Raw genomic sequence first — 17,145 nt, 5'->3', positions numbered from 1 at the left:
TTCTGTTGACTCATCATGTTTTTTAAGCTTTGAAATCGTCAATATGATCCAAATAAACTTTATCTCTATTCTCTAATTCTCGAACCATACTTTTATATTTTTTCTCATCTAAGTTATAGAAATTAATATCAATCATGGCCAGAACCAGTAAGAACACGGGAATAATGGTTGTTGTAATTAAAATTCCCGTCAATGCCTCCGGCGTTTGCACCTGATTTGCCACATATCCAAACTGATCTAGAACCAAACCCGGTACAACCCCTCCCAAGGCCATGCCGAATTTAAAGAAAAATCCGATAATAGCGTATATGAGACCGCCCATTCTTTTCCCGGTCTTATACTCTCCATATTCTATTGTTTCAGGAATAAGCGCCCACATATATCCCCCGGCAGTGAGACTTCCGGCAGCGGCCAGTAATCGAAAGGAAAGTATGAGGAATACATTACTTGACGGAACGAAAAGTAAAGCTAAGAGGCCGATCATATTCAGTAATAATGCATAGTTTAGTAATTTCTTCTTCCCTAATAATTGATGAAGCTTTGGAATAAACGGTAAAATGACCAAAGCAGGCAAACTTCCCAACAAACCGTACCACTTCACCAAATCCGCTCTTTCTAAATTATACGTTACGTAATAGATGCCAACCGAATTACTGATTGAATTCACTCCAAAAATAATAATAAAGAAAATACTTAATACAACTAGAGGACGATTCACACGAAATTGCTCAAATATATCCGAAAATTTAATTTTTTCTTCGGATTTTTGAAGCGTGACACGCTCTTTTGTGCTTTTAAAACAAAAGATTAAAAGGCACCCGCCTATAACTCCCATAATACCCATGGTTAGCTGCCAGCCAAGAGATTCGCTGCCGGAAGTATCGCTTAAATAAGCAGCCAGTAAGGGAACAAAAAATGCAACGACAAGTCCCCCAAGATTCGCAAATAACATACGGACAGACGTTATACTAACAACTTCTTGATTATTTCTGGTCATTGCAGATGTTAACGCGCCATATGGCACGTTTATCATGGTGTATGTAAGCGATAAGCCGACATAGGTGATATAAGCATATATTAATTTCCCCATATCCGAAAAATCCGGGGTTGTAAAACAGAGTATTGCCAATATGACAAAGGGAAAAGCTCCGAATAAAAGATACGGTCTAAAGCGGCCAAACCTGCTGTTTGTTCTGTCAACTATTGTTCCGATAAAAGGATCAGCGAGAGCGTCAATGATTCTAACCACTAAAAACATCGTACCGGCTGCTGCTGCCGATAAACCAAAAACATCTGTATAGAAGAACAAAAGATACGTAGACACTGTTGCATAAATTAAATTACAAGCAAAATCTCCAGACGCATATCCAACTTTTTCAACCATGCTGATCTTCTTTACATTTTCACTGAGCATGATTTCCTCCCCTTTTCGATCCTTTACATAAGGAACATGATGAAATGGTATAACATTTCTTCAATTTTATCGGCCAGTGAGCGGCATATAAAAGCGCTTTCAAAAAATAACAGCGGTTTACTTTCACAGAGCATTTTCAACATCCAAATGGTGATCAGATCGCAGTGTACAGGATAAAAACTTGGCTTTCGCTTTCTACACCTCCAATTAAATCGAGCCTCTTATCCCCTCCCATTTAAGACCTTTACATGATGGATAATTAAAGCGGGTTTCATTAGTTTGTTGACCGAACAAACTAACTTGATTTCATATTATAAAATCTTTTCTGCTTTTTCAACTCTTTTTTCAGAGAATTTGAAACCGACCAAAGGACATACCATGTTGTAATTGCCGACTGCTTCGACAGACTTAAGTAAAAACCCCCTGTGTCACCTGACTGACTTATTAAATGATAAGCACTTCCATCATCTTGTGGGTGTTTTGTGGGTGATACTTGATTTATATTAAGATATTAAACTTGTTAAGAAACCAAAAAATCCCCTGACACCAATAGTGCCAAGGGATTGAGAGATTAATACTGAGACATATACTGTTCGCGCTCCCACGGATGAACCTGTGTGCGGAACATATCCCATTCGATTTCTTTTGCTTCGATGAAGTGTTCGAACAGGTGCTCGCCGAGCGCTGCAACCATGACTTCGTTTGATTTGAATTCGTCGAGAGCTTCCGCCAGTGTCGCCGGAAGATCTACGATGCCGTTTTCCATGCGCTCTTCTTTGCTCATGACGTAGATGTTGCGGTCAATCGGAGCCGGTGCTTCAAGTTTGTTTTTGATTCCGTCAAGGCCTGCTGCAAGCAATACGCTTAACGCCAGGTACGGGTTTGCCGCCGGGTCTACGCTGCGGACTTCAACACGCGTGCTGATGCCGCGGGAAGCCGGGATACGGATCAGCGGGCTTCTGTTTTGCGCGCTCCAAGCCACGTAGCAAGGTGCTTCATAGCCCGGAACAAGGCGTTTGTAAGAGTTCACTGTCGGGTTTGTGACAGCCGTAAAGCTTGTCGCGTGTTTTACGATACCGGCAATGAAATGTTTTGCTGTTTCACTCAGCTGAAGATCAGCGTCTTTATCAAAGAATGCGTTAACGCTATCTTTAAAGAGTGATAGGTTACAGTGCATACCGGAACCGTTTACGCCGAACAGCGGTTTTGGCATGAATGTCGCATGCAGACCGTGTTTGCGGGCGATCGTTTTGACAACCAGTTTGAAAGTTTGGATGTCGTCACAAGAACGGATGGCACCGGCATATTTAAAATCGATTTCGTGCTGACCCGGAGCAACTTCATGGTGAGATGCTTCGATTTCAAAGCCCATTTCTTCAAGCTCAAGCACGATATCGCGGCGGCAGTTTTCTCCCAAGTCAGTCGGAGCCAGGTCGAAGTATCCGCCTTTATCGTTCAATTCAAGCGTCGGTTCGCCTTTTTCATCTAATTTAAACAGGAAGAATTCAGGCTCAGGTCCAAGATTGAAATCGCTGAAACCGAGTTCTTTCATTTCTTTCAGAATCCGTTTGAGGTTGTTACGCGGGTCACCTTCGAACGGCGTGCCGTCCGGATTGTAAATGTCACAGATGAAGCGTGCTACTTTACCTTTTTCAGCAGTCCATGGGAAGATTACAAATGTGTTCAGATCAGGATATAAGTACATATCAGACTCTTCGATACGGACGAAACCTTCGATGGAAGAACCGTCGAACATGCATTTATTATCAAGTGCTTTTTCAAGCTGGCTCACAGGAATTTCCACGTTTTTAATCGTTCCGAGAATGTCTGTGAACTGAAGGCGGATATACTTTACGTTTTCCTCATTTACTAATTTTACGATGTCTTCTCTTGTGTACTTTGCCATTTCGTAAAACTCCTCCTCTAAAAGGTAAATGTATATAGCAAAACAGTTGCTAACGGATTAATGAAAGAATCGGGACATGTCACCTTGGCGGAAAGTATTTCCCCGCTGGAAACGGCCTGCCTGCATCAGTTCGTTTTTCAGAAGCTTTCTGAGTTCGTCATCAGACAGATCGTGCTTCATCGGTTTGGCGGTTTTTTCGGATTTTTCTTCCGGTTCGGCAGATGCCTTATCCAGAATTTGTTTGATCCCCGCCATATTGACGCCTTGTTCAATCAGATTTTTGATTTCTAACAGTTTATCTACATCATGGAATGAAAATAATCGTCTATTTCCTTCGCTTCTCGCTGGAAATATCAATCCATTTTCCTCATAATATCGAATTTGCCGGGCAGAAAGTTCTGTTAACTGCATGACAATCCCAATTGGAAATAAAGGCATTGAGCGGCGAATGTTATCACTCATCTCAATTTCCTCCTTTTCTTATCTTAGTCTCATTATAGGTGATGTTATATTTTGTGTCAACACAATGTAAGGAATCTTAACATCAAATTCTTTGAAAATTGCAAACGGCCTAGATCAGCTCTTTTTCCATTAAAGCATTTACGGCGCTGCAAATCGCATTTTTCACGTGCGCGTAGGTTAATCCTCCTTGGACATACGCAACATAAGGCGGTCTGATAGGTCCATCTGCTGATAATTCAATGCTTGCTCCCTGTACGAAAGTGCCCGCTGCCATAATGACATCGTCTTCATATCCCGGCATATAGCTCGGATAAGGCGTCACATGCGCATTAATCGGTGAAGCATATTGTATCGCCTGGCAAAAAGCGATCATCTTTTCAGGGTCCTGAAACTCAACTGATTGAATCAGATCCGTTCTCGGCGCATTCCATGCAGGGTTTGACCTAAAGCCGAGCTTTTCAAGAAAACGGGCGGTAAATACCGCTCCCTTCAAGCTTTGTGCCACTACATGCGGAGCGAGAAAGAAACCTTGATACATTTCCTGCAGTGAATAAAGCGAAGCCCCGGCTTCACTTCCGATTCCCGGGGAGGTCATCCGGTAAGAGCAGGCCTCAATCCACTTGGCTTTCCCTACAAGATAGCCGCCCGTTTTAGCAAGGCCGCCGCCCGGGTTTTTAATCAGGGAGCCGGCCATAAGATCCGCTCCGACGTGGCAGGGTTCCCGCTCTTCTGCAAATTCTCCGTAGCAATTGTCCACAAAAACAATGACATCTTCTTTGATTTCCTTTACGAAACGAATCATCTCTTCAATTTCATTTATTCTGAAAGACGGACGATTCGCATATCCTTTTGAACGCTGGATGCCGATCACTTTTGTATTCGCCCGGATTGCAGCCCGGACCGCTTCAAAGTCCACTCTGCCTTCTGATGTTAAATCGACTGCATTGTATCCGATTTGAAATTCCTTAAGCGAGCCTGAATACTCCCCGCCTCTTACTCCGACGATTTCCTCGAGTGTATCGTAAGGCTTGCCTGTTATATAAAGCAATTCGTCCCCGGGTCTCAGCACACCGAAGAGCGCGATTGAAATCGCATGCGTTCCGGAAATGATTTGCGGCCGCACGAGTCCCGCCTCTCCTCCGAACACATCAGCATAGATCTTCTCCAGTGTATCTCGTCCGATATCGTCATAACCGTATCCGGTTGAAGGCGTAAAATGCGTATCGCTTACTTTATGTTTTCTGTAGCTTTGCAGGACTCTCCATTCATTCCGTTCACTGATTTCTTCTATTCTTTTATGAACGGCGGAGATTTCCGCTTCTGTTTCTTCGGCGGTTTTTTGTAAAAGAGCGCCGTGGGTCAGTGTGTCAAACATGTTGTGTATACCTTCCTTACATGAATTTCTTCAGTTCTCCGAGTATGCTCTGTTCTTCCTGTACATAACCTGAGACTTCGTAGCGTTCATTTTCTTCATTAAAATAAAGGCTGTCGATCATGGTCTCTGATTTGATGCGTGACATCAATTTGCCTTCGGCGGCAGGCACATGAACTTCATACGGCGTCATCAGCTCCCGACGCAAATAAGCTTCGATTTCCGCTTTTAGTTTTGCTTCATCCCCGGCGATTCTGGCGCTGATCATGATGTGGCCTTCTCCCGCTGTCGGGATGAAGTCAGGAAGTGTCTCATCACGTTTGTTATAAGCGGTCAGCACCGGAATATCATCTGCCTCAAGCTCTTTTAACAGACCGAGGACAGTCTGTTCATGCCCGGCATAATCTTCATTGGATGAATCAATGACATGAATGATCAAGTCTGCTTCCTTCACTTCCTCAAGCGTTGAGCGGAAAGCGGCAATCAGCGTCGTCGGCAGATCCTGAATGAAGCCGACCGTATCAGACAAAAGGACGCTGTAGCCGCTTGGGAGCGCCATCTTTCTCGTCATCGGATCGAGTGTTGCAAACAGCAGATCTTCTTCATAGCTGTCTGAGCTCGTTAATTGATTGAACCATGTTGATTTTCCGGCATTGGTATACCCGACGAGTGCAGCCTGAAGCACGCCGTTCTTTTTTCGTCTCTCCCGATAACGGCTTCTGTGGCGGATAACCGTTGAAAGCTGCACGTTAATTTCGTGTATGCGGTTTCTAATGTGGCGCCTGTCTGTTTCAAGCTTTGTCTCACCGGGCCCTCTCGTCCCGATTCCGCCGCCTTGTCTTGAGAGATTGATTCCTTGTCCGCTCAGACGCGGCAGCGCGTATTGAAGCTGGGCCAATTCGATCTGAAGCTTTCCTTCTCTCGTCTTCGCCCTTTTTGCGAAAATATCCAAAATAAGCTGCGTGCGGTCGATGATCTTCGCTTCAATTGCAGTGGCGAGTGATTTAAGCTGGCTCGGTGACAGTTCATCATTAAAAATGACCAGATCCGCTTCAAGCTCTTCACACAGCGCCTTCAGCTCGTCTACTTTCCCCTTGCCTATATATGTAGCGGCATCCGCTCTGTTCCGTTTTTGCGTAATCCGGGTCAGCACCGTTCCGTCAGCCGTTTTTGTCAATGAAGCAAGCTCTTCCATGGAATGTTCAAAGTGCTCATCTGTCATGTGCGGAAGCTGGCAGCCGACCAAAATGACCGTTTCTTTTTTTCCTTCCTGTTCGTTCAAATGGATGTTCCTTTCTGTGTCGTATTGGGCAGTAGTACTATCATACCAAACCCGCAGGGCGTATACCACACATCCGGCGGGTTTTAAAGAGAGAAATAAAAAAGAGACCCCTCAGACCGGCTGAGAGGTCTATTCGTGAGCTGCCGTCTCATCTTTTATAAGTAAATCCTGGCTCTTGATCGTCATTAAATCGTTTTTTAAGTATTGGTCTCCCATTAAAAGTCTCATAGCCTGAGCGCGGATCGATTTTTCAATCACGTTTCTGACAAAGCGCCCGTTGCTGAATTTAATGGGGCTTGTCGTGCTTTTCACTGTCATTAAGTAATCTTTTAACTTCCACTCGGCTTCCTGGCTTAATTGATACTCCCGCTCTGCTATCATGCGCTTTGCGATGTCCATCAGCTGAGTGACAGAGTAATCCGGAAAATCGATGCTGATAGGGAAACGCGATTGCAGGCCGGGATTTAATGACAGGAAATGTGTCATTTCTCTCGAGTACCCTGCCAGGATCAGAATAAATTCATGCTGTTTGTCTTCCATATGCTTGACAAGCGTATCAATCGCCTCTTTACCGAAATCCTTCTCTCCGCCCCTTGCAAGTGAGTATGCTTCATCAATGAATAAAATGCCCCCGAGCGATTTTTTAATCAGATCTCTCGTTTTTTGCGCCGTGTGTCCGATGTATTCACCGACCAGATCAGCACGTTCCGCTTCGATCAGATGTCCTTTGGAAAGCACGTTCATTTCGAAGAAAAGCTTGCCGATCAGTCTCGCGACGGTGGTTTTCCCGGTGCCGGGGTTCCCTTTGAACATCATATGAAGAGCTTGTTTTCCGACTTTCAGCCCTTGTTCGGCCCGTTTTTGGTTGACGAATATCCACGCGTAAATTTCTTTAATGTTGCGTTTCATTTCTTCCATACCCACTAATGTGTTCATTTCTTTTTCAATTTCTTTCAGAATGCTGTGCTTGGCTTCATTTTTTTGCAGGGCGGCCTGATATTCCGCCTCAGCTTCCGCATTTGTCAGCACTTGCTTTTGTCCATTAAGAATGATGTTAATTTGTCCGTTATTTTTATAGGTTACAGCGCGCTCCAACATGCTCACCTCTCTGTTCTCTCTTTATCTTACTCATGATGAAGCGGTTCCGTGACATCCGCCTATCATCATGAGGTCCGTTTTCCTCTTTATCTGTCACTTTTTCCGTTCTCTTCGGGAATGATGTTGAATCCTGCGCTTTCCCGAGAAATATTTTTCATTTCTTATTGTATTCAACAGAAACGGGAGGACAAACCATTTATTTTTATTTTCCGGGAAATGTTGGGTGTGTTTCTCATTTTTTTCATGAATGACAGCCGTACAAGCACCTTTTGAATATCATCATATGCTGTAATGAGGTGATGGAGAATGGTTAAAATTTTTATAGACCCCGGTCATGGCGGAACTGATTCAGGTGCAACCGGAAACGGACTTCAGGAAAAAGCGGTCACGCTGGAGATCGCGCTGGCTTTGCGCACGATTCTGACGAATGAGTATGAAGGAGTTTCTGTCACGATGAGCAGGACAAGCGATAAGACGGTCAGCCTGACGGAAAGAACGGATGCCGCCAACAGCTGGGGCGCAGATTATTTTTTATCCATTCATATTAACTCAGGAGGCGGAACCGGATTCGAAAGCTATATTTACCCCGGTGTCGGAGCGCCGACCTCGACTTACCAATCAGCCGTCCACACGCAAGTGATTCAAGCATCAGGTTTTAATGACCGAGGAAAAAAAACAGCTAACTTCCATGTGCTGCGGGAGACAAGTATGCCGGCGATTTTGACGGAGAATGGTTTTGTTGATACGTCAGCTGATGCAAACAAACTGAAAACAGCCAGTTTTATTGAAAGCCTTGCAAGAGGACATGCTAAGGGCTTGGAGCAAGCTTTCGGTCTAAAAAAAAAGGCTGACTTATATAAAGTGCAAATCGGCGCATTCAAAGTGAAAGCAAATGCTGATGCGCTTGCCGCCGATGCGGTGTCTAAAGGTTTTGACGCGATTGTGCTTCCAAAAGGCGGCTTATTTAAAGTGCAGATCGGCGCATTCTCTTCCAAAGATTATGCTGAAGCGTTGGCAGCACGGGCCGAAAAAGCCGGATTTGATGCCTTCATTGTGCAAGACTAAATGAAAAAACCCCTGCTCTCCCTTTTTTGGGACGAACGGGGGTTTTTTGTTATTGAAGTATATCGGCGACAAACTGAGACCAAGCTTCAAGACGCTGATACACATTTTCCTCTTTCAGTTCGCTCAGTTTCATCCAGCGCCCGGCGATTTGATCTTTTTCTTTCACTTCGACTTGTGCCGCAGACGCTAACTGGAGCGCAGAAAGGATGCCGATATGCACCTTCCCTACATCGTTTTCATCATCATTGATCAGGCCGAGTGTGACAATGTTTTGTTTGTCCTCCTCGCGAATGTACAGTTCTTCCGCCAGCTCCCGGTCGGTATTCTGTTTCAGCACTTCCGAAAATGAAGCCGCTCCTTCCATAGGGTTCATGTGTCCCCCGAAGCCGAGAGAAAGCTTATTATGGAGGCGCGATTCCCCTCCGCCCGCGAGCCGTTCATACACAAACACCTCATCATCACGGCGGATGACGACATACGGAATCGGCTGTTTAAATCGCGGGTCCTCTTCCGCGTCGCCTCTTCTGATTTCAAAAAAATGCGCCTCAATTTGAGCCATAATGTTTACGATACGTTCATCCTCACTGTTGACTCCCTGAAATGTCAGCATTTCGTTTTGAAAGACGTCACTCCGCGGTGCAGCCAAGATGATTTCATCCATTTTATTCATGCCCGTTCCTCCTGTCTTACCTCTCCATTCAAGCCAAAAGAGCAGATATTATATCTGCTCTTCATCTTGGCCAAAATAAAAATCTTCGTCCTTAATCGGTTCTACCGTCGCTTTTTTGTAGCCGTTCCCTTTCATGGAGAAGAAATCATGTGATTTTGTTTTGGTGTTTAATCCGTTTAATACGATCGGATTAATATCCTCTTCTTCAAAGTAAGGATCGAACCCTAAGTTCATCAAAGCTTTATTGGCGTTATAGCGGATGAATTTCTTTACATCGTGTGAGAGTCCGACTTGATCGTACAAGTCCTCTGTATATTCAAGCTCATTTTCATATAACTGATTCAGAAGGTCAATCGCAAATTCACGAAGCTCTGCTTTTTTCTCTTCTGTCTGTTTATTATAAATTTCCTGAGCAAGGAGACCGACATACACGCCGTGAATCGCTTCGTCACGAAGGATCAGGTTAATGATCTCACCGCTTTGCATCAGTTTTCCTTGTCCGTAGAAATATAACGGATAATAGAAACCGCTGTAGAAAAGGAAGCTTTCCAGATAGACGGAAGCAACCATCGCTTTGAACAGTGAAATTTCATCATCTTTTTGAATGGCTTTGTAAAGCCCGACAATCATTTGCGCTTTTTTCTGCAAATATTTATTTTGTTTAACCCATTCAAATACTTCATTAATCGTTTCAGTCGGAGCAAGCGTCATAAAAATATTTGAATATGATTTTGCGTGCACCGCGTTTTCCATCATCGCCATGAAATTAAGAACCGCTTTTCGCTGATGGCCTTCGACGTGCTCGGCCACAATCGGCATGCCCGTGTTCCCCTGCTCTGTATCAAGCAGTGTCAGGCCGGCGAGCACCTTCATGTACGTATCCTGCTCATTTTTACCCAAATACTTCCAAGTGAGAAGATCGCCGTTTAATGCGATCTCTTCCGGAAGCCAAAACTGCTTTACGTTTTGGTTGTAAAACATTTGGGTGAAATCATCTTCATGCTTTGACCAGTTTGCTGCGTCATAAATTTTTGTCACTGTAAACTCTCCTTTAATCAAACGACACAAGAAAGACAGCTGTCCTGCCCGGTATCTTTCGTTCTTGCATAGTAAATGGTTTTGATGCCTCTATGGTGGGCATACAGATCAATACGGTTCAGATCACGAGTTGTCATCGTATCTTTCAAAAACAGGGTAAAGCTGATTCCCTGATCGATATGCTGCTGGATTGTCGCGATCATATCCACCACTTTGAACATGTCCATATCATAAGCTTCTTTGTAGAAGAACCAGTTATTAGACGCTAACCCCGGCATCGGGTAATACGTTTTTGAATTTCCGTATGTTCTTTCTTCGATCCGTTCCATGATCGGCATAACGGACGCCGTGCTGGATTGGACGTAGGAAATGGAGCCTGTCGGCGCGATGCACAGTCTGTAGCTGTGGTACATGCCGTTTTCAGCGACAAACGCCTTCAACTCTTTCCAGTCTTCGATTGTCGGAATGTGCATGCCTTCAAAGAGCGCAGCGATTTTTTCGTATGCCGGTGAGAATTCTTTTTCGATGTATTTATTGAAATATTCTCCCGTTGCATATGTGGAGCCTTCATAATGCTCAAACGTTTCGCCTTTTTCTTTCGCAAGCTCAGCTGAACGCTGGATGGAATAAAAGTTCACCATCATAAAGAACGTATTCGCGAAATCTCTTGCTTCCGGGCTTTCATACGCGATGCCGTTTTGGGCCAGGTAGCCGTGAAGGTTCATGGCGCCTAAACCGATTGACTTCATCGCTTTGTTCGCGCGTCTGACTGCCGGCGCGTTGCGGATATCCGTCGTCTCAGATACATGAGTCAGGGAATCCGTCGCGAGTTTCACCGTGCGCTCAATCGATTTATGTTTCATGACATTCAAAATATTTAATGAACCAAGGTTGCAGGAAATGTCCAAGCCGATTTCGTCTTCCTCGTCATAATCTGTGTAAGCCGAAACCTGTGACGCCTGAAGCACTTCAGAGCAAAGGTTCGAGAATTTCACTTTTGATACGTGGTTATTCGCGTGCTCTTTGTTTACGTTATCTTGGAACATAATGTACGGATAACCTGACTCAGAACGGAGAACGGCAAGCTTTTCAAGCAGTTTGCGCGCATTCACTTTTTCTTTTTTGACACGCGGGTTGTCGACAAGCTCTTCATACATCGCCGTCATGTCCATTTCGTCCATATGCTGGCCGTATTCTTTATAAATCGTATGCGGATAGAATACATAAGCCGCTTTATCCTCACGTGCAAGCTCAACGAACTTATCCGGAATGACGACACCGATAGAAAGCGTTTTGACGCGCACATCTTCATCCGCAGAAATCTTTTTCGTATCAAGAAAATCATTGATATCGCGGTGGAAAATATTTAAATACGCCGCGCCTGAGCCTTGTCTTTGGCCCATTTGGTCAGCGTAACGGAACGCATTATCAAGAAGCTTCATGACGCCTACAACACCTTTTGTGGCGTTTTCAACATCTTTAATCGCTTCGCCTTTCGCGCGAAGCTTGGACAGATTAAGAGAAACCCCGCCGCCCAATTTAGACAGCTGCATGGAAATATCGATCGCCCGTGAAATATCGTTTAAGGAATCATTGACTTCGAGCAAGAAGCAGCTCACCAGTTCTCCGCGGCGTTTTCTGCCGGCATTCAAAAATGTCGGTGTACTCGGCTGATATTCCTGATTGATCATCAGGTTTACATATTCTTTTGCTTTCTCAGTGTCGCCGTTTGCGAAGAACAGCGCGACGATTGAGATTCGGTCCTCATAACGCTCGAGGATTCTTTTCTTGTCATTCGTTTTCAAAGCATAGTCATTATAAAATTTAAACGCACTCATGAAGGAAGGAAAACGAAACTTCTTTGCGTAAGCTGTCTTAAACACTTCTTTAATGTCTTCAAAAGAGTAAAGGCTTAAGAATTCCTCTTCGTAGTATTGGTTTTCAATCAAATAATCCAGCTTCTCTTTTAAATCGTGAAAGTAAACTGTGTTTTGATTGATATAGTCAACAAAATAGCTATGTACAGCCTCTTTATCTTTATCAAACTGGAATTTTCCATCTTGTTGGATCATGATTTCGTTATTTAACTGGATCCATTTTGGCACTTGATTTTGTGACAAGTCTTTCTACCTCCTGAGTAAACAATTCAACGTCTTTAGATGTACCGCTGAGTTCAAATTTGTGCAAGATCGGCACCTGATATTGTCTTGAAATGGTATCGGCGCTTTTTGCAAAGTTATCGCCCCATACTTTGTTGCCGCTCGCAGCGACTCCTAATAAGAGATGGGCGTATTTTTCGAGAAATGATTGTGTTGATGCCGGTACCTGGCCGAAGTTTGTCGTGTAGGTGACCAAAACAAACGGAGTGTCCACGTGGTCCGTTTCGTCCACCTTGCGGATCAGCTGAAAGTCTGTTTTATTCACAAAACGCTGAACATTCCCTGTCTTTGAATCAAATATGATTTGAACCATCCTTATCACGACCTATCAAAAATAATGAATCTCTTAACACTATATATAGTATACTAACCTCTCAGAAAAACACAACATATTGAGATCGATTTATAAAAAATTCATATTTTTGAAAGAGCGGACTTTGGCTCTGGCCCGATTAACGCCCAAAAAAGAGAGCAGAACGAGAATCATCTCTCATCCTACTCAAGGTGTCATGTGTAAGCCGATGTCTATCATAACATGAAAAAAAACTGCTTAGTAGTCTAGACTTTTATTCTTATTTTTTGTAAGAATCACATTTTTTTTCGCTTTCGACGGTTTCTTCAATCTCCACATCAGCACCGATTTCTTTCAGCACGGCTATCAGAGCGCTTGTGATGGAAGCCTCTCTGATCAGTTCTTTGCCGTCAACGATGATGCTGGTTCCATATTCATAGCAGGAATCATCTTCACAAGTTTCTTCCCAATGGTTGATTATCACCTTGTGTTTCAATCGTCTCACCCTCTGCATGATCAATGTCAGTACTTAGTGTAGCTTGTGCGGCCCGCTTTGTAAATTCGAACGCTTGTGAAATTTATTCAAGCTCATCCAGCGCCGTTTCTTTTTTCAGTTCGATTTTATTCGTTTTTTCATCATAGCGGTATATTTTTAAGTAACCGTCCTCAACGATGCCGAAACGATTATGTTCCAGCTGCACCATGCCTTCTGTCTGCGGTTCGGTATCCGCCAAGCCGCCGTCATCATCCGTCACCACCGTCTCATGATTGCTGCAAGCTCCAAACAGCAAAAAAACAGCGATCCAAACGAGCGTAATCCTGATTCTTCTCAGTTCATTTTCACTTTCGAACACGATTTTCCGAACCCCCTTTTATGTTTCCGATATACAGCCTGCAATATACAGATGCGCATAGAAAAAGACCATTGTTCATGGTCTTTTTCAAAAAGTCTATTCAAGCTCAAGCTGGACGTTTTTTTGCGGGGCGAACGTGGAGATGGCATGTTTATAAATAAGCTGCTGCTTCCCCTCCGTTTCGAGCAAAACGGTAAAGTTGTCAAAGCCTTTTACCTGGCCGCGAAGCTGGAAGCCGTTGAGTAAAAACACCGTGACGAACGTATTGTCTTTTCGGATTTGATTCAAAAACTGATCTTGAATATTAATCGGTTTCATGTTTCGTCCTCCTTGGTTCTCAATACAATACTGTTTCGATTAAATTTCCAGTTTTCCTGCTATGCACTCGAAAATTTCCTTTTTTTTCTGCTCAATATCAACAGGCGGCGTCATATCTGTCCATGAAACGGGCATTTTATTGCGAAACCAGGTCAGCTGGCGTTTCGCATATCGCCTAGAATTTTGTTTTAATTGCTCCACAGCCTGAGGGAGCGGCACTTTTCCATCAAGATATTCATACAGCTCTTTATAGCCGATCGCCTGAATCGATTGGCTATCCCGGATATTCATATCATACAGCCGCTTTACTTCGTCAAGAAGGCCGGTTTCCAGCATCAGGTCAACGCGCTCGTTAATCCGGCCGTACAGCACTTCTCTGTCCATTGTAAGACCGATAAGAACCGCATTGTAAAGCAGCTCCCGTTTTTGGGTTTTAAGATGCTCTGACATTGTTTTTCCCGATACATGCAGGATTTCGAGCGCGCGGATGACTCTTCGCGTATTGTTTTGATGAATGGCTGCCGCCGCTTCCGGGTCGGCTGCCGCAAGCTTGGCATGAAGCGCTTCCGCCCCTTCTTCAGCCGCCAGTTTTCCCATGCGCTCCCGGAATACAGGGTCGCCGGAGTTTTCCGTGAACGTATAGTCATACAGCACGGACTGAATGTACAGACCCGTCCCCCCGACAATCATCGGCAGCTTTCCTCTATCGGCAATCTCGGTGATTTTTCCTCTCACCATTTTTTGATAATCCGCCGTTGAAAAAGTGTCGGACGGCTCCAAAATATCAATCAGGTGATGCGGCACGCCTTCTGTCTCTTCTTCGGTGACTTTGGCCGTTCCGATGTCCATCCCTTTATATACCTGCATGGAATCTCCGCTGATGATTTCCGCATTCAGCATTTTCGCGAGTCCGATGCTTAGTTTTGTTTTTCCGACTGCCGTCGGTCCGACAAGTATGACGACAGGCTGTTTTTTATTTTTCAATATGTATCACTCTCTTTTATAAATCTCCCCCTAATTATAACATTCATTTCTTCAGGCACCTATCCATTTTGCCCTTTTTCCTGAGCGCTAAACGTCCACTACCATCCGATCGGCTCGTTTCCGACAACCTCTCTCGTTTTTCCTTTGAGTGTATGGCGGTGCGTTTTCCGTCCTTCCTCCCGCGGATCGTAAACGACGCCGCCGTGCTGGATCTGAATCGGCTCATTGTAGGCGGCAAAGGTGGTCTCTGAAAGCTCATGGTAATGTGTTCCGTCAACCCTCGGGATGGCAGGGCCGGAAATGCCGTAATACCTATGAAAATGGCCGTTTTCAAACGAGGTGATGCCCGTATAGAAATGTGTATGCTCATCTGTATTGCTGCCGTTCTCCGGCTGCGAAAAGCCTTCGATCAAATGGTAATGCCCCTGCACTACATCCGTAACCGCCCGGTATGCGTGTGTGTGCGGAGGTTTTTTTGACCAATCGGACTGATACAGACCCACAAAAGCTCACTCCTTTATTTTTTTGATAAACGCCCAATCAAAAATTGGTGGGCTGAATACTCTGTTATCATCTCAAATTTATTCTTGGAGGTACCTTAATTATGAATGAAGAATACACATACGCAGTAGATAGTGATATGAGACCGTTTGGGCGGCCTGGATTTGGGTTCGGACGGCCGGGCTTCGGATTCGGACGGCCCGGATTCGGATTTGGATTCGGACGGCCGGGTTTTGGATTTGGCCGGCCTTGGTTTGGTTATGGATTCGGACGGCCGTTTGGTTTTTACGGCGGACCGTTTTTCGGAGGGCTTGTCGGGGGGCTTGTCGGAAGCGCTTTATTCAATCCGTACTTGTACGGGGGTTACGGCTACGGCTATCCGTATTTCTATTGACGAATCAAAAAGGCTCCTCCCCGGGGGCCTTTTTGTATAGGACTAATGTCTTGACTTGGCGGGCAAAGTTCGGATATTATTTTACTTTACTGCCTTAAACAAAAGGCATAAGGATTATGATGAGAGGGGGATTTGATATGATTCTCGGTTATATCTTCCTCACAATTGCTATTTTATCAGAGTCAATCGGCGCGGCCATGCTGAAAGTCTCCCGCGGATTTACGCGGTTTTTGCCGAGCGCGCTTGTAGTGGCAGGCTATTCATTGGCCTTTTATATGCTTTCACTGACACTGAATCTCATTCCGCTCAGCTTATCCTATGCAACATGGAGCGGAGCCGGAACGGTGCTCGCATCCATTATCGGAGCGAAATGGTTTCATGAAAAACTGGACAAGCAGGCCGTCATCGGACTCTTTTTCTTATTGGCCGGTGTCATTTTGATGAATTGGTAGAAAGGAGAGGCATGCTGATGAAAGGATTACTCTGCCTGGCATTAGCCATTGTATCAGAAGTGTTCGGGAGCACGATGCTGAAGCTGTCGGACGGTTTTACGCACCTGTGGCCCGCTCTCGGCGTCATTGCCGGAATCGGAGCCTCTTTTATGTTTTTGAGCTTCTCATTGAAAAGCCTTGATTTATCCGCCGCATACGCGACATGGTCAGGTGTCGGCACCGCTTTAACGGCAATTGTTGGCTTTTTTGTTTTTAAGGAGGCCATGACAGTCAAAATGATGATCGGGCTTGTTTTGGTCATCACGGGCGTCATCCTGCTGAACCGTTCCAAGTCTCAAAAAGCTAAAAAAAATCAAACGGCCCGGAGCTGACCGTTTGAACTCGTCAAGCGCGGGCAGCTTTTACTTCAACCTCAAGCTCCATCTCCACGTTTCCTTGGACCGCTCGTGAAATCATACATGAGGACTCCGCTTTTTGCGCTAACTTCCTGGCGAGCGTAAAATCCGTTTCGGCTGCATCCGGCTTTAATAATATAAACGGGCGGTGAATGATTTTCTGGTACGTGAACACACCGTTCGTGACGTCTACAATTCCTTCAGATTCCATATGTAGATCTTCTTTATCCAGGCCGCTTCTTTCCATCATCGCCGCAAGCGTTATAATATAACAGGTCGCGGCCGCTCCAAGCAGCATTTCATCAGGATTTGTGCCTTCTCCGGGTCCGTCCATTTCCTTAGGAATGGACACAGCCGTCTCCAGCCGGCCGCTTTTAATATCGCCGACGTCGTTGCGATTTCCGGGCCAATTTGCTTTTAAATAAAAGTGATGTTTTGCCAAGGGACAAACCTCCTTTTTTTCAGTTTACTCATCTTTCACTGGTTTGT

20 protein-coding genes are annotated in these 17,145 nt (G+C 44.8%); 4 read left to right on the top strand and 16 right to left on the bottom strand.

The window, feature by feature from the left end; translation table 11 throughout:
- Positions 1 to 22: 22 nt before the first annotated feature.
- The 6 genes from J6600_RS08835 to spoVK form a co-directional block, all read right to left on the bottom strand.
- Complete coding sequence (locus tag J6600_RS08835) at positions 23 to 1,414, bottom strand: MFS transporter (protein WP_021493442.1); 1,392 nt, start codon at positions 1,412 to 1,414, stop codon at positions 23 to 25.
- Between the two features lie 571 nt (positions 1,415 to 1,985).
- Positions 1,986 to 3,320 carry a type I glutamate--ammonia ligase gene (gene glnA / locus J6600_RS08830; RefSeq protein WP_007410365.1) on the bottom strand — a complete coding sequence of 445 codons (1,335 nt, stop codon included), beginning with the start codon at positions 3,318 to 3,320 and terminating at the stop codon, positions 1,986 to 1,988.
- A gap of 57 nt (positions 3,321 to 3,377) precedes the next feature.
- The gene (gene glnR / locus J6600_RS08825; RefSeq protein WP_007611631.1) at positions 3,378 to 3,782 is read right to left on the bottom strand and encodes a transcriptional repressor GlnR; all 405 of its coding nucleotides are present in this window, start codon (positions 3,780 to 3,782) and stop codon (positions 3,378 to 3,380) included.
- Positions 3,783 to 3,891: 109 nt separating this feature from the next.
- Complete coding sequence (locus J6600_RS08820) at positions 3,892 to 5,157, bottom strand: methionine gamma-lyase family protein (protein ID WP_209388262.1); 1,266 nt, start codon at positions 5,155 to 5,157, stop codon at positions 3,892 to 3,894.
- Between the two features lie 16 nt (positions 5,158 to 5,173).
- On the bottom strand, positions 5,174 to 6,436 hold the full coding sequence (gene hflX / locus J6600_RS08815; RefSeq protein ID WP_015239904.1) for a GTPase HflX: 1,263 nt from the start codon (positions 6,434 to 6,436) through the stop codon (positions 5,174 to 5,176).
- 129 nt (positions 6,437 to 6,565) lie between these two features.
- Positions 6,566 to 7,534, bottom strand: a complete 969-nt coding sequence (gene spoVK, locus J6600_RS08810; RefSeq protein WP_014721211.1) for a stage V sporulation protein K — start codon at positions 7,532 to 7,534, stop codon at positions 6,566 to 6,568.
- A gap of 306 nt (positions 7,535 to 7,840) precedes the next feature.
- On the opposite strand from spoVK, the gene J6600_RS08805 reads away from it, so the two are divergent.
- Entirely contained in the window at positions 7,841 to 8,599 is a 759-nt protein-coding gene (locus tag J6600_RS08805; protein ID WP_007410370.1) for an N-acetylmuramoyl-L-alanine amidase, read from the top strand.
- Positions 8,600 to 8,648: 49 nt separating this feature from the next.
- On the opposite strand, the gene J6600_RS08800 is transcribed toward J6600_RS08805, so the two are convergent.
- From J6600_RS08800 to J6600_RS08760, 9 genes are all read right to left on the bottom strand, one after another.
- Positions 8,649 to 9,269 (bottom strand): hypothetical protein, encoded by a 621-nt coding sequence (locus tag J6600_RS08800; protein ID WP_012117609.1) that lies wholly within the window; start codon positions 9,267 to 9,269, stop codon positions 8,649 to 8,651.
- A gap of 48 nt (positions 9,270 to 9,317) precedes the next feature.
- A complete protein-coding gene (nrdF, locus tag J6600_RS08795) occupies positions 9,318 to 10,307 on the bottom strand; it encodes a class 1b ribonucleoside-diphosphate reductase subunit beta (RefSeq protein ID WP_012117608.1) in 990 nt (329 codons plus the stop codon).
- A 17-nt stretch (positions 10,308 to 10,324) separates the two neighbouring features.
- A complete protein-coding gene (gene nrdE, locus J6600_RS08790; protein WP_007611605.1) occupies positions 10,325 to 12,427 on the bottom strand; it encodes a class 1b ribonucleoside-diphosphate reductase subunit alpha in 2,103 nt (700 codons plus the stop codon).
- Positions 12,387 to 12,779 carry a class Ib ribonucleoside-diphosphate reductase assembly flavoprotein NrdI gene (gene nrdI, locus J6600_RS08785; protein ID WP_014417834.1) on the bottom strand — a complete coding sequence of 131 codons (393 nt, stop codon included), beginning with the start codon at positions 12,777 to 12,779 and terminating at the stop codon, positions 12,387 to 12,389. The genes nrdE and nrdI overlap by 41 nt, the downstream gene beginning before the upstream one ends.
- A 259-nt stretch (positions 12,780 to 13,038) precedes the next feature.
- Entirely contained in the window at positions 13,039 to 13,254 is a 216-nt protein-coding gene (locus tag J6600_RS08780; RefSeq protein ID WP_209388261.1) for a hypothetical protein, read from the bottom strand.
- Between the two features lie 82 nt (positions 13,255 to 13,336).
- Positions 13,337 to 13,612 (bottom strand): YmzC family protein, encoded by a 276-nt coding sequence (locus J6600_RS08775; protein ID WP_017417823.1) that lies wholly within the window; start codon positions 13,610 to 13,612, stop codon positions 13,337 to 13,339.
- Between the two features lie 96 nt (positions 13,613 to 13,708).
- Positions 13,709 to 13,930 (bottom strand): RNA chaperone Hfq, encoded by a 222-nt coding sequence (hfq, locus tag J6600_RS08770; protein WP_003154064.1) that lies wholly within the window; start codon positions 13,928 to 13,930, stop codon positions 13,709 to 13,711.
- A 39-nt stretch (positions 13,931 to 13,969) separates the two neighbouring features.
- Entirely contained in the window at positions 13,970 to 14,914 is a 945-nt protein-coding gene (miaA, locus tag J6600_RS08765; protein ID WP_029973434.1) for a tRNA (adenosine(37)-N6)-dimethylallyltransferase MiaA, read from the bottom strand.
- A gap of 98 nt (positions 14,915 to 15,012) precedes the next feature.
- The gene (locus J6600_RS08760; protein WP_014417831.1) at positions 15,013 to 15,417 is read right to left on the bottom strand and encodes a YmaF family protein; all 405 of its coding nucleotides are present in this window, start codon (positions 15,415 to 15,417) and stop codon (positions 15,013 to 15,015) included.
- A 137-nt stretch (positions 15,418 to 15,554) separates the two neighbouring features.
- Between J6600_RS08760 and J6600_RS08755 the strand changes: the two genes are divergently transcribed.
- The 3 genes from J6600_RS08755 (at position 15,555) to erbB (ending at position 16,632) form a co-directional block, all read left to right on the top strand.
- Positions 15,555 to 15,809, top strand: coding sequence for a hypothetical protein (locus J6600_RS08755; RefSeq protein ID WP_370530899.1), 255 nt, complete (start codon positions 15,555 to 15,557; stop codon positions 15,807 to 15,809).
- 137 nt (positions 15,810 to 15,946) lie between these two features.
- Positions 15,947 to 16,261: an SMR family multidrug efflux transporter EbrA gene (gene erbA / locus J6600_RS08750; protein WP_007410378.1), complete on the top strand. Its 315-nt coding sequence runs from the start codon at positions 15,947 to 15,949 to the stop codon at positions 16,259 to 16,261.
- Between the two features lie 17 nt (positions 16,262 to 16,278).
- A complete protein-coding gene (gene erbB, locus J6600_RS08745; protein ID WP_007410379.1) occupies positions 16,279 to 16,632 on the top strand; it encodes an SMR family multidrug efflux transporter EbrB in 354 nt (117 codons plus the stop codon).
- A gap of 13 nt (positions 16,633 to 16,645) precedes the next feature.
- Here erbB and J6600_RS08740 read toward each other — a convergent pair whose 3' ends face one another.
- A complete protein-coding gene (locus J6600_RS08740) occupies positions 16,646 to 17,098 on the bottom strand; it encodes an OsmC family protein (RefSeq protein ID WP_014305039.1) in 453 nt (150 codons plus the stop codon).
- Positions 17,099 to 17,145 lie beyond the last annotated feature (47 nt).

This window comes from Bacillus sp. LJBV19 (assembly GCF_017797845.1).
Classification (GTDB): domain Bacteria; phylum Bacillota; class Bacilli; order Bacillales; family Bacillaceae; genus Bacillus; species Bacillus velezensis.
The sequence above is the reverse complement of the archived record's forward strand: the minus strand, read 5'-3'. Positions and strand labels throughout refer to the sequence as shown.